Raw genomic sequence first — 12,205 nt, forward strand, 5'->3', positions numbered from 1 at the left:
CATTAGAAATAACCATTTACAATAACCATAAATCAATCAGTCATGTTTACACACAATCGTCAACAGACCAGCGCTGCTGTATTGGCGCGCGTACAACAATCGTACAGCAATTTAACGGGAGCTGCTCCCAGGTTCTCGCTGCTGGAGCTGTTCAACTTTGAGGGGTTTAACTTAAACGATTATTGCCAGACATTCAGCCCGCATCCGCAGATCCAGCCTTTGCTGCAGGAGGCGCGGGTATTTGGGGAGCAGTACGGTATCTGGCTGGATAATGCCGCACATTACATCAGCTGCGCCACTTTCCTGTATCCCAACGCAGGGCTGGAGCGCATGCGGGCCATTGTACAAAACCTGGCCATTGATTATTACCTGAACGACACTATGGGGCGCGATATTTTTGCCCACCTTAGCCCTGCTGAACAGGAAGCTGCCACGCAAATAAAAAAAAGAATGTACAGCCTGCGGGAAGACCTGTACATGGATGAACACAATGTTACATTAATTGAACAAGCTAATGTGGAAGTGTTAACCTATATCCGTGATACCTCGCCCATGGCCTGGTTCAGGGAGTTCCTGCGCCTGTACTCCTGGCATATTTATGTAGCGCATAAGGATTGCAACATGAATGCTGCGGGTAAGCTGGCCAGCGTGGATGAGTACATTGACAGCCGCTGCCATTTGTCCGGCATGCATCACGTGGTAAAGTTTATTGAATACAGTGAAGGGCTGTTCCTGGACTGGGACTGGCTCGCGGAAAGGGGCATCCATAAACAACTGGAACGGCTGCACGATATTACTGCAGCTATTGGCGGGTTAATGAACGACCTCTTCTCCTTTGAAAAAGAAGTGATCCGCAACGGGGCGGATTCTAACCTGGTAATGGTGATCTTATGTAACCAGCCTGCGCTTACCCTGGAAGAGGGCATCCGGCAGGCAGCCGGTATTGTGCGTAATCAGCTGATAGAGTTCCTGGCATTAATGGATTATGTTAAAACAGCCGTACAGCAGGAGCCCCTCATGTTATCGCACCTGCAGGGTTTGGAGCGCTGCGTACAGGCGTCGTGGATATGGCAGGTATATACCCGGCGTTATAAATCAGCAGATTCTATTTTTGTGGAAACCCGCCTCCCTGGCGTGGTGGCGCCGCAATAGCTACACGGGGTGAGAGCCGGCGCTTATCTCGTTAAAATGAGGTAAGTGCTGGCTGATCACCTTGAATAAAGAAGGCTGATCAATGGGTTTGATAACAATATCGCAGGCGCCGGCCTGCATCAGCAGCTCGTGGAACTCAAAGCTGCCTGTGCATACGATCACGGGAATATTTTGCAGCCGCGGGTCTTTTTTCAGGTGATGAAGGGTGGTTTCACCATCCATTTCCGGCATCTTATGATCCAGCAATATTATATCCGGCAGGTGGTGTCCCTGCTCCAGCTTTTGCAGCACTTCCACACCGTTATTTACGCTGGTAATAGTACAGCCGCACATGCTCAGGTATTTGGAAAAAAGGATGTTGTTCATTTCGTTATCGTCCGCTACCATAATATGTACATGGCTCAGGTCAATATCTTCCTCCTGGGTTTCACGCACATCAGCTGCTTTACCGGGTTGCAGAGGAAGCTGTATGGTAAAGGTGGTATTGCCCTGGAGCTGGCTTTCTGCATGGATCTCGCCCTTCAGCGCGTGTACCATGTTCCTGGTAATAAACAGTCCCAGGCCGGTGCTTTCCGTATAACGGTTAGGCCTATTGGTTACAAACAGCTCAAAAATGGCACTGAGCTTATCGGCCTCAATGCCCAGTCCTTTGTTCACCACCTGTATGCTCCAGGTTTGCGCGCTGGTTTTGTTAAGCTTTAAAAATATGGTGCTGTTCCGGTCCGCATATTTCACTGCATTGCTTAATAGGTTGGCAATAGCCTGGCTCAGCTTAAAGCTGTCACATATAATTACCGGCGGCATTTTGGGATCTATCTGCAGCTGGATCTGTATATTCCGGGTTTTGGCGGTAACTTTATGTACAGCCATCAGCCTTTCAAAGAAGGCATCTATTTCAAAAGATTCTTCCTGCACATCCTCCATTTTACCCGCTTCTATCTTTGACATGTCCAGCACATTGTTGATAATATTGCGTGTGTTGCCTACTACGGTGAACAGGAGGTCAATGTAGGGATTGATCTTTTTCAGGTGAGGGTCCAGCGTTATTTCGCGTTTGATCAGCTGGGCTATATAATACACCGCATTCAGCTGGGTCCTTAATTCATGTGTAATCTGGTAAATGAAGATCTTTTTGAAGTGATTGGTCTTGTGCAGCCGGTCCTTGCTAAGCACATAGGGCCTGCCCACCACCACAATCACCAATAATACGCCTGCTATGGACAATGCTTTGAAAACAACAGTAAGCTGAAGGTCCAGCGGAACCTGGTTAACGAAATGGAAATAATAGTTCCCTTCAATGATCATCAGGATCACCACGGCAGAGATCAAACAGATCACACGGGTACTGGTCTTTTTGAAAAGCAGGAAGGTGATCAGGAATAAAAAGATCACCATGGCCTGCAGCTCAATTACATTGCCTAACAGCAATCCAAAATAAATGGAGGCCATGCATTGAATAAAAAAGGTGACCAGCGCCGCTGCATGATAGTGACGGTAATGATTCAGCACAATAGCCGTAGCAGCCAGTGCACATTCAATGCTGGCCGGAATAAGGATAGATAGTTTCCCGGATAATATAAAATAAACGCTGCCTACCAGGAAGATCAGGCAGCAGAGTGAAAAGCTGAGGGTGTTCACCATCATGATCCGTTGCGCAAGCTCCTCATCAGCCACTCCTTGGGTGCCGGTTTTGCGAATGGAACGCCATATTTGATGCGCTTTCATAACAGTTAGTTTGTAGGTAATTTTCAGGGAAACACTTTATATTAAACTTGCTAAAACGGCATAGATTGTCCCTTACTACCTTTCCGGTACCTTTTAATGTTGCAATATTAAATAGCAGTTGCAGCCCCTAATATCTGATAGGCTAATGATCGACGTACGATATTAAATGCTGGGGTGCTGTTAAAATTGTATTATCCCAACTCAATTTACAGAATTTATAATTACAAAAGCCACTGGCTGCATCTCCCCTGGAAAACAATTCCCCGGCCTTGAAAGACCGGGGAGGCTTGATAATGTCATTAAAATATGATAACAAAACGAGTATTGTAGCCTTAACCTCGAAATGTTATGTACCTATATACGAGATAAAATAAGTTTAGGACTTAGCTGGCCCGGTTTTTTTTAATGAAATTTTGCTTTACCATACGGTTACGAAGTGTTGTAAAGTATTTGTAAACAATTGTTTATAGCTCATCATTAATGCCCCTTACGAAAAGGTTATTTTATGGTGATTTTTTTTGTGGAGCAAACCACGGTATGTAAAGGTCAGCCATTCCTTATCCCTGAACATTACCTGCTTACATAAAGATTACCTGCTTCCAACAACCAGGTGCTGAATGTAAAAAACCCACTTACGTGTTATATACCAGGCAGGCCGCAATTGCCCCGTGAGCGGTCATTTTCGATAGAATTTTCACTTTGGAGCTTCCCGGGTCAATGGCTTGTTACCTGTTATAGCTTTTCCGGAGTGCCCGGAACCTCCGGCAAATAATTTGGTATTTATATAAATATGCCTACCTTTGAACTGTATAATTTAAAATTACAGTTTAAGCACTAAACATTATTTACAATGAAAGTAGCTCTCATAGGCGCAACCGGTTTTGTAGGATCACACCTGTTACCTGAATTACTGGAACGTGGTCACCAGGTAACCGCTATTGTAAGAAATCCTGATAAATTAACGTTAGAGCATCCCAACCTGGTAGTAAAAAAAGGCGATGTAACGAATGAAGCAGAAGTAGCCGCGCTGGTAAGCGGCCTGGATGCGGTAATCAGCTCATTTAATGCCGGCTGGACCAATCCTAACCTGTATAATGATTTCCTGAGCGGTTCCAAAGCCGTTCAAAACGGGGTGAAAAAATCGGGCGTAAAACGCTTTATTACCATAGGCGGCGCCGGCAGCCTGGAAATAGCGCCTGGAAAACAGCTGGTAGATACCCCTGAATTTCCGAAAGAATACCTGCCCGGCGCTACTGCAGCACGGGATTATCTCAATATCATTAAAGAGGAAAAAGAGCTGGAATGGACGTTCATTAGCCCGGCTATTGAAATGAGCCCTGCCGGCGCCCGCGGCCGCACAGGTGCTTACCGTACTGCCCTGAACAACCCGGTGTTTGATGCAGAACACCGCAGCCGTTTGTCCGTAGAAGACCTGGCCGTGGTAATTGCAGATGAGCTGGAAAACCCGCAGCATATCCGTCAGCGTTTTACCGCTGCGTATTAATATAAGCCTTTTTCCCAGCTACCATCTTTGCCCCGGAACTATTATATTAGCGCTATAACCAGATAAATTGCCACTTATGATCTTAAGGAAACTAGCGCTTTTCGGTTGTTTACTGCTCACAGTACTAACCAGTTACCAGCCCGCTAATGCTCAAAAAGGCCAACGCCTGCTGAAGAACCACCCCGGTGTAGTGTCTTACACCTACCGTAAAGATTTTGCAAAGGATATGCCCGGTACCCTGGACCTGGTGAAGAAGAACGGTTTTACAGACATTGAATTCTCTAACCTTTTTGGCCAAACGGCGCAGGATATACGTAAATGGATCGATGAAAGAGGTATTAAATGCTCTTCCTTTGGCGTGAGCTATGAAGACCTGACCACCAAAACCGACCAGGTAGCAAAAAATGCGAAAACATTAGGCGCTAAATTCGTACGGGTGGCCGGCTTTCCGCACAGCAAAACCGGTTTAACGCTGGATGAAGCCAAACAAGGCATTTCCGAATTTAACCGCGTAGGCAAAATATTAAAGGACCAGTATGGCCTTACCCTCATATATCACAATCATGGTTTTGAATTTCAGCCGTATGAGAAAGGTACCCTGTTCGATTATATTGTACAGCAAACCAATCCCCGTTATGTAAGCCTGGAAATGGATATCCTGTGGGTATTCTTCCCCGGCCAGGACCCGGTGGCCCTGCTGAAAAAATATGGCAACCGCTTTAAGACCATGCACGTAAAAGACCTGAAGAAAGGAGTGGAAGGCAACCTGTCCGGCGGTACCAACCCGGAAAATGATGTGGCGCTTGGCACGGGACAGATCAATATTCCCGCTGTATTGAAAGCTGCCAAACGTTCAGCCATTGAGCATTATTACATTGAAGACGAAAGCAGCAACGTGGAAACACAGGTACCGCAAAGCGTTCAATACCTGCTGGGCCTTAAAGAGTAGAACAGCCTTTCCAGTATGCTCATATCATTGGTAAGCACTTCTGCAATACCCGGTAGTTGAGGTTGTGAGGGGATCTGCCGGTGAGCCGTTGTTAACAGGCCATTTGCCAGCTGTATATCCATAGCATAGGCAGTGTCTAACGCTACCGCAGATACGTTGCTGATATTTCCCCGGATCATGCCAAACTCCCGGAACGGGTATGCCGATAATTTGATCAATACTTTCTGACCTTTTTTTACCTTGCCGGCGCCAAACACCGGCAAGGTTGCTTTAGCCACGTAGTGCTGCACCGGCGGCACTATCATCAGCACCGCTTCTCCGCTGCTTACAAACTGGTGAGCTTTCCAGAACTTAAAAAAGCTGACCTTACCGGCTACCGGGCTTTTTACCAAATATTGCTGTTCCCATACTTCCAGCTGTCCCTGTAGCTGTTTTACCTGTTCCCGTACTTTTTGTTGCAGATCATTTTCTTGCTGCAGGGATTGTTGCTGCAGGTCTGTAATGGTTTTTAAGTATTCAGTTTGCTGCAGCTTGTTTTGCAGCAGGTTGGCGCGGGTAGCATCTGCAGTCATTTGTTTGTCCAGCAGCTGGCGTTTGCTGTTATCTAATTCCAGCGGGGCTATTACTTTTTCCCTGGCCAGCTGGGAATCTATTTTAAAGCGTTTTTGTTCCAGCATCAGCTGTTGCTGCAACATTATATCCTTGTGTTGTAATTCTTCATTTAGCTGGTGCTGGGTGGTTAGCTGTGATTGCAGCTGCGCTACCTTTTGCGTGGTAAAATGTTTGTCCGTGAAAAAAAGATACTGGTTCACCGCCTGGTACAGCGCAGCATAACCGCCCTGTAAGGCGCCCAGCTGTAAAGGTTGTGCAAAGTTAAACCGGCGCAGGGTGGGGGCCAGATTAAAGGAAGTGTCCAACTGGTTTAGTAATGTTTGCAGCAGGCGGATATCCGCATAGCGGGCGGCATTTTCCAGGATGTAAATGGGAGCGTTCTCCTGCACGGCGGCATTGTTCTGTACAAATAGCTCACTAATCTTACCACCGGGTTGCGCTACTATTTTTACAGGCGGGTTGGCAGAAGTGATGTTCACCTGGGTCGTGATCACATCGGGGTAATGAATAAAATATGCTCCTGCAAACAGTAGTATAACAACGGCAAACAGCAGGGTAATGCCCCGGCGCACGATCCAGTGCGGCATTTTGCTCATAATATCCTGTACTTCTTCGTGATGGTGTTGATATTGTGGCATAACAATTTCTTTTTAATCTCCCAGTTCCAGCTGGTTCTTTACCAGCTCAAAATATTTTCCTCTTTTACGGGTAAGGGTTTGATGGTTACCCACTTCCACAATGCGGCCCTGTTCCAGCACTACGATCTGGTCTGCATGTTTTACCGTGCTTAAACGGTGCGCGATCACTACCACGGTTTTACCCTGGAAAAATTGTTGGAGGTTTTCTATGATGATCTTTTCATTATTGGCATCCAGCGCACTGGTGGCTTCATCAAAGAACAGGTATTGCGGATCTTTGTATACTGCACGGGCAATGAGCAGGCGCTGTTTTTGCCCGGTGCTTAACCCATTGCCAATGTTGCCTATTTTGGTGGCATAACCGGCAGGCAGCTGCTGTATAAAGCTTTCAATATTAGCTACCCTTGCGGCATGCAGCAGCTTGCGCTCGTTGATCTTTTCATCGCCCACGGCAATGTTACGGGCAATGGTATCTGAAAAAATAAATCCTTCCTGCATCACTACACCGCACTGGCGCCGCCACCATTTGGGCGAGAGCCGGGATAGTTCCGTATGCCCTACCAGTAGCTTGCCGGCTACCGGTTCATAAAAGCGTAACAACATTTTTAGCAGGGTGGTTTTACCGCTACCGCTGCTGCCAACGATAGCGGTTACCTTCCCTTCAGGAATATTGAGGTTAACATCTTTCAGCACATAGGGGCTGCTGCCGCTGCTGTACAGGAAAGAAAGATCTTCCAGCTGCAGATCGCCATTTTGTAACAGGGGTGTTTGCAGCGTAAATGTATCTGTAACCGTTGCCGGTTCTTCATTGTCGCGGTTATGGATTTCCCCCAGTCTTTCCAGGCTTATACGCGCATCCTGTGCAGAGCGGAAAAAGGCCAGCAGCTGTTCCAATGGGCTGTTCATTTGCCCTATCATATAACTCACGCCCAGCAGCATGCCCAGCGTCATTTGCCCGTTCACCACTTCGCGCGCTGCAATGTAGGAGATGAGGATATTCTTCAGCTGTGAAAAGAAAAGGTTGCCGGTTTGCTGGTACTGTTCCAGCGTAAGGCTGCTGATATTAAGGCGGAACAGGCGGGCCTGTATACGTTCCCATTCCCAGCGTTTGGGTGTTTCGCAGTTATTGAGCTTTATTTCCTGCATGCCGGTGATCAGCTCATATAGGCTGTTCTGGTTATTGCTCATTTGCTGAAAGCGTTTATAGTCCAGCTCTTTACGCTTTTGCAAAAAGAAAACGATCCATACAACAGACAGCACACTGCCTGCCAAAAAGATGAACAGGATCTTTAAGCTATAAATGCCCAGCACCACGGAAAATACCATCAGGCTTACAAAAGAGAATAGTGTATGCAGCGTTTGCGTGGTCAGGAACTGCTCAATTCTGCCATGATCATTAATGCGCTGTGTAATGTCCCCGATCATTTTTGCATCAAAAAAGCGGATGGGCAGCTGCATAAGCTTAGTCAGGAAGTCAGATATAATAGACATATTGATACGGCTGTTCATATGCAGCAGTATCCAGCTGCGGATCATTTCCACAGCGGTGGTGCCAATAAACAATACCAGCTGGGATACGAGCACCAGCTGAATAAAGCCCATGTTCTGGTAATTCACGCCATAGTCTACCAGACTTTGGGTAAGAAAGGGCAGTACCAGCGCCAGTAAGCTGCCCAGTAACATGCCCAGGATCAGCTGGGTTATATATTTACGGTAAGGAGTTAGATATTGGAACAGGAACTGAAAACCTTTACGGGCAGCGGCATCTTCCTCATGCTGGTAAAAGAGCGGGGTGGGTTCCAGCATTAGCACAATACCTTGTGCATCTTCTTTACTGGCCCAGCTTTTCAGGAAAGCAGCCTTGTCTACTTTTACCAGGCCATGCCCTGGATCGGCAATTAATAATTTATCGTTTGCTTTATTACTGTTATAGTTCTGCGGGGGTAGTACAACATAATGATCCTGGTTCCAGTGCAGGATGCAGGGTAGCGCCACTTCTTTATCCAGCTGCTCAAAATTTACCGCTGCCGCTAATGTGCGGAAACCGATCTTTTCTGCTGCTTCGCTGATGCCCAGCAGCGATACGCCTTCGCGGCTCATATCGCTCATTTGCCGTAGGCTGTCCAGCGAATAATGGCGCCCGTAATGTTTGGCTATCATACGCAAACAGGTGGGGCCGCAGTCCATAGTATCTAATTGTTTGTAGATGGGGAAACGCATATAGTTAAAAGATCAGCCGCGAAGGTAGCAGGAATGCCGGCGCACAAGCTCCCTGTAAAAGGTGATTTTTTAACGATGAAAAAATAGTGCTTACTGGTTTAAGAAATCACTGTTTCAGGGGAGAGTAGCGCAATGAGCGGTTAATACTTTGCAGCCATTCGTAACCACAAATAAAGTTTACTGCTTTTTAAGATTACAAAAGCAATTACCGCCATGAAGAAGCAAGCATCAAAAAAACTTTCATTAGGAAAATTGAAAGTAGCAAGCCTGGGAAAAGCTAGCCAGGAAATGGTAAAAGGGGGCATGCCTATTGACTTTACAAAAGTGAGCGTATGTGCACGCATGTGTTGCGGAAGCGACTACAATGCGCAGTGCCGCACGCTTTAATAGATAATAGGAAACCATGCACAGAAAGGGCGTATCAGATTTGATACGCCTTTTTTTATTCAGTGCATTCACTGCTTTGTTTATTTAAACCGGGCTTTTTTATAAAATCACCTTTTCCGGGGAGATCGTCTTGCCGCGGCGCCTATACTTTTGCGCTATCATTATTTCATTAACCACTCAATTAAAGTTTTTACTGCTTTTTAAGATTACAAAAGCATTCTGTGTCATGAAAAAACAATCCCAAAAGAAATTAACCCTGGGAAAAATTACTGTAGCCAGCCTGACTAAAGCCGATCAGCAAATGGTAAAAGGCGGTTTACCAAGAGACTTTACAAAGAGAAGCGTATGCGCAGACGGTTGTTGCGAATCAGACATTAACGCACAGTGCCGTACCCTGTAATTGCTAAAGCATTTCATTTACAAAACACACTTCATGTATGTGGAGTGTGTTTTGTTTTTAACCCCTCATCATTTTTATGAAACAGCTATATAAGATCCTGGCAGATATCAGCACCGCGCTGGATCATTTTATTGAGCAGGAAACAGCACCCGGCCTGCTAAGCGGTTACGGTGGCAGCGCCTTATTTTATGCCTATTACCACCGCTTAACCGGCAGACAGGAACACCTGCATAAAATGGAGCAGGTGGTAATGAAAGCAGTGCATGTAATGGCTACGGAAGAAATGATCCATTCCCATTGTAACGGTATTGCCGGGATAAGCTGGTGTTTGCAGCATTTAATGCAGCTGGGGTTTATTGAAAAGGAAGAAGGCGCAAATGCTTTTGAAGAAACAGATGCGCTGCTGTACCAGTATATGGACCAGGAGCTAAGTGAAAAGCGCTACGATCTTTTACACGAAGGCTTAGGCCCTGCCTTGTATTTCCTGGAGCGGGAGGCGGGACCTGCTGTGAATGCCTGCCTGGAAAATGTTGTTGCCCGGCTGGAAAAGGCTGCTGTGCCTAGGGCTACCGGCATTAGCTGGAAAGATGGCTTTGTGAAGAAGAACCAGGACGGTGATCATTATAACCTGGGTTTAGCCCATGGTATGCCGGCCATACTGGCGGTACTGGGAATGATCTATGAAAGGGGAATAGCGCAGGAACGTGCCCGGCCTTTGCTGGAAAAGGGTATACAATGGTTATTAACCACCCGTAATCAAAACACCGGCGCCGGCATTTCCTGTTACCCAACCATGGTAACGGCAGGCAGTAAACCCATTGGTAACCCGCTAAGCCGCCTGGGCTGGTGTTATGGCGATCCCGGTATTGCCATCACCCTATGGAACGCCGGTGTGCGCCTGCAGAACGAGCGTTTTAAACAGGAGGCCTGCAATATCCTGGTACAGATCATGCAGCACCGCGATGCGGAGAACGGTAGTGTGCGGGATGCCGGCTTATGCCATGGCAGCATGGGGCTGGCGCATATTTATAACCGCGTGTACGCGGGGAGTGGTAATGAGCTGTTACGCAGGGGCATGGAGCACTGGCTGCAGCAAACCCTGGCTTTCCGTACCTGGCCCGACGGGCCGGCTGGTTTTAAATGCCATACCATGAGCGGTATGGTGAACAGCTATAACCTGCTGGAAGGTATTACCGGCATCGGGCTGGCCCTGATGGCTGTTCTTGATCCACAGGCAGCAGCCTGGGACCGCTGTATGCTGCTCTCCTGATTAGTTGGAAAAATGGGGAACAATTTTGTAGCTTTGAAAACAGCTCTAACAGTATATGGTACGCGTTTTCATTGTCGATGATCATCCCCTGGTTTTAGAAGGGTTACGTTCCCTGCTTGGCTCCGAAAAAGACATTTTACTCACCGGACATGCCCCCAATGGCCAGGCCTGCCTGGACTATTTTACAGAAAATAAAGCAGATGTGATCCTGATGGACATTGGCCTGCCGGATATGAGCGGTATAGACCTGTGCTGCATGATCAAAACAAAATACCCGGAAGTAATGGTGCTGGCCCTCAGCTCCTTTAACGATGGCCACCATGTAAAACAAATGATGGACAAAGGCGCCAGCGGTTATGTGATCAAGAATGCCGATAAGGAAGTGCTGCTGGAAGCCGTTAATGAAGTAAATAAAGGTAAAACCTACCTGTGTTTTGAGGCCGGCCATGCTGCCCGCAAAGAAGATAATAACACCCTTAACAAATTACCTCCTTTAACCCGCCGCGAAAAAGAAGTGCTGCAGCTGATTGCAGAAGGTTACACGAACCCTGAAATAGCCGAAAAATTATTCGTCAGCGCCTCTACTGTAGATACCCATCGCAAAAGCTTACTCGCCAAGCTGGATGTGAAGAATACCGCCGTCCTTATCCGTTTTGCACTAGAGAATAAGCTGGTCAAATAGGAATTAATAATTAAAAGCGCACCTCTTCCACTTTGATCTGCAGCCCTTTCTGGTCAGTGGCTACATGGCAGGCATAGTCCGGGAAAGCTTTTATTTCATGCAGGTACCATTGGTTCTTTTCCAGGGTAACCATACTTTTATTGGTTACATCCAGGCTGGTGAGCGCCGTATTAAGGCCGCTGCCATCTGCTTTCAGGATAGCCTCTTTGCAGGTCCAGTGAGCGTAGAATGCGTGTAATGGATTGGGCGCATTATTAATGGCCGCCCATTCAGTATCTGTAAACTGGCCTTTAAAATCGTTGATATTAATAGGGCGGATGGCCTCCACGTCAATGCCTATACGTCCATGCGGGCTTACCACACAGGCTACCATGCGGCCGGCATGTGAAATATTGAAATCTATATTGTCTTCCAGGAACGGGCGCCCAAACCCGGTATACCGCAGCATATGCAGGTTAGCGGTGCGGCCATGCGCTTTCAGCGCAGCCAGTAACAGGTGTTTGCCCAGCAGGCTGGCATGGGCATCTTCCCATCGCCTGAACTTTGAGATCTTTGTTTGCAGGTACACCGGTAATTGTTCCACTAAAACCTGGAAGGTAGCGGTAGGCAGCGGTATAGGGTAGTTGGCAAAATAAATGGTTCCCGCCATGAATAGGATAATTGTAC

Annotated in this window: 11 protein-coding genes; 7 read left to right on the plus strand and 4 right to left on the minus strand. The window is 47.1% G+C overall.

All coding sequences use genetic code 11. The features are described 5' to 3' along the window. Nucleotides 1-42 precede the first annotated feature (42 nt). Nucleotides 43-1,152 (plus strand): terpene synthase family protein, encoded by a 1,110-nt coding sequence (locus tag KVT36_RS26045; protein WP_217606378.1) that lies wholly within the window; start codon nucleotides 43-45, stop codon nucleotides 1,150-1,152. On the opposite strand, the gene KVT36_RS26050 is transcribed toward KVT36_RS26045, so the two are convergent. After that, complete coding sequence (locus tag KVT36_RS26050; RefSeq protein ID WP_217606379.1) at nucleotides 1,153-2,877, minus strand: hybrid sensor histidine kinase/response regulator; 1,725 nt, start codon at nucleotides 2,875-2,877, stop codon at nucleotides 1,153-1,155. Nucleotides 2,878-3,727: 850 nt separating this feature from the next. Here KVT36_RS26050 and KVT36_RS26055 point away from each other — a divergent pair. Together KVT36_RS26055 and KVT36_RS26060 are read left to right on the plus strand one after the other, a co-directional pair. Further along, nucleotides 3,728-4,381 (plus strand): NAD(P)-dependent oxidoreductase, encoded by a 654-nt coding sequence (locus KVT36_RS26055; protein ID WP_217606380.1) that lies wholly within the window; start codon nucleotides 3,728-3,730, stop codon nucleotides 4,379-4,381. Between the two features lie 76 nt (nucleotides 4,382-4,457). Then, entirely contained in the window at nucleotides 4,458-5,330 is an 873-nt protein-coding gene (locus KVT36_RS26060) for a sugar phosphate isomerase/epimerase (protein ID WP_217606381.1), read from the plus strand. Here the strand turns inward: KVT36_RS26060 and KVT36_RS26065 are convergent. Together KVT36_RS26065 and KVT36_RS26070 are read right to left on the minus strand one after the other, a co-directional pair. After that, nucleotides 5,303-6,580, minus strand: a complete 1,278-nt coding sequence (locus KVT36_RS26065; protein ID WP_217606382.1) for an HlyD family secretion protein — start codon at nucleotides 6,578-6,580, stop codon at nucleotides 5,303-5,305. The two genes, KVT36_RS26060 and KVT36_RS26065, sit on opposite strands and share 28 nt — an antisense overlap. 12 nt (nucleotides 6,581-6,592) lie before the next feature. Next, nucleotides 6,593-8,800 (minus strand): peptidase domain-containing ABC transporter, encoded by a 2,208-nt coding sequence (locus tag KVT36_RS26070; protein WP_217606383.1) that lies wholly within the window; start codon nucleotides 8,798-8,800, stop codon nucleotides 6,593-6,595. Between the two features lie 213 nt (nucleotides 8,801-9,013). Between KVT36_RS26070 and KVT36_RS26075 the strand changes: the two genes are divergently transcribed. The 4 genes from KVT36_RS26075 (at nucleotide 9,014) to KVT36_RS26090 (ending at nucleotide 11,539) form a co-directional block, all read left to right on the plus strand. Continuing rightward, nucleotides 9,014-9,187, plus strand: coding sequence for a class I lanthipeptide (locus KVT36_RS26075; protein WP_217606384.1), 174 nt, complete (start codon nucleotides 9,014-9,016; stop codon nucleotides 9,185-9,187). Between the two features lie 226 nt (nucleotides 9,188-9,413). Beyond that, nucleotides 9,414-9,587 carry a class I lanthipeptide gene (locus KVT36_RS26080; protein ID WP_217606385.1) on the plus strand — a complete coding sequence of 58 codons (174 nt, stop codon included), beginning with the start codon at nucleotides 9,414-9,416 and terminating at the stop codon, nucleotides 9,585-9,587. Between the two features lie 76 nt (nucleotides 9,588-9,663). Continuing rightward, the gene (locus KVT36_RS26085) at nucleotides 9,664-10,857 is read left to right on the plus strand and encodes a lanthionine synthetase C family protein (RefSeq protein WP_217606386.1); all 1,194 of its coding nucleotides are present in this window, start codon (nucleotides 9,664-9,666) and stop codon (nucleotides 10,855-10,857) included. Between the two features lie 55 nt (nucleotides 10,858-10,912). Then, nucleotides 10,913-11,539 carry a response regulator transcription factor gene (locus KVT36_RS26090; protein WP_217606387.1) on the plus strand — a complete coding sequence of 209 codons (627 nt, stop codon included), beginning with the start codon at nucleotides 10,913-10,915 and terminating at the stop codon, nucleotides 11,537-11,539. Between the two features lie 10 nt (nucleotides 11,540-11,549). Here KVT36_RS26090 and KVT36_RS26095 read toward each other — a convergent pair whose 3' ends face one another. Then, a complete protein-coding gene (locus tag KVT36_RS26095) occupies nucleotides 11,550-12,188 on the minus strand; it encodes a 4'-phosphopantetheinyl transferase superfamily protein (RefSeq protein WP_217606388.1) in 639 nt (212 codons plus the stop codon). Nucleotides 12,189-12,205 lie beyond the last annotated feature (17 nt).

Source organism: Chitinophaga sp. GbtcB8 (genome assembly GCF_019091455.1).
In the GTDB taxonomy this organism is placed as follows: Bacteria; Bacteroidota; Bacteroidia; order Chitinophagales; family Chitinophagaceae; genus Chitinophaga.

Bases quoted from the DNA above. Each gene is read 5' to 3' on its own strand.
- KVT36_RS26060 (WP_217606381.1), top strand. From the start codon at position 4,458: ATGATCTTAAGGAAACTAGCGCTTTTCGGTTGTTTACTGCTCACAGTA.
- KVT36_RS26085 (WP_217606386.1), top strand. From the start codon at position 9,664: ATGAAACAGCTATATAAGATCCTGGCAGATATCAGCACCGCGCTGGAT.
- KVT36_RS26070 (WP_217606383.1), bottom strand. From the start codon at position 8,800: ATGCGTTTCCCCATCTACAAACAATTAGATACTATGGACTGCGGCCCC.
- KVT36_RS26095 (WP_217606388.1), bottom strand. From the start codon at position 12,188: ATGGCGGGAACCATTTATTTTGCCAACTACCCTATACCGCTGCCTACC.
- KVT36_RS26045 (WP_217606378.1), top strand. From the start codon at position 43: ATGTTTACACACAATCGTCAACAGACCAGCGCTGCTGTATTGGCGCGC.
- KVT36_RS26055 (WP_217606380.1), top strand. From the start codon at position 3,728: ATGAAAGTAGCTCTCATAGGCGCAACCGGTTTTGTAGGATCACACCTG.
- KVT36_RS26050 (WP_217606379.1), bottom strand. From the start codon at position 2,877: ATGAAAGCGCATCAAATATGGCGTTCCATTCGCAAAACCGGCACCCAA.
- KVT36_RS26075 (WP_217606384.1), top strand. From the start codon at position 9,014: ATGAAGAAGCAAGCATCAAAAAAACTTTCATTAGGAAAATTGAAAGTA.
- KVT36_RS26065 (WP_217606382.1), bottom strand. From the start codon at position 6,580: ATGCCACAATATCAACACCATCACGAAGAAGTACAGGATATTATGAGC.
- KVT36_RS26080 (WP_217606385.1), top strand. From the start codon at position 9,414: ATGAAAAAACAATCCCAAAAGAAATTAACCCTGGGAAAAATTACTGTA.
- KVT36_RS26090 (WP_217606387.1), top strand. From the start codon at position 10,913: ATGGTACGCGTTTTCATTGTCGATGATCATCCCCTGGTTTTAGAAGGG.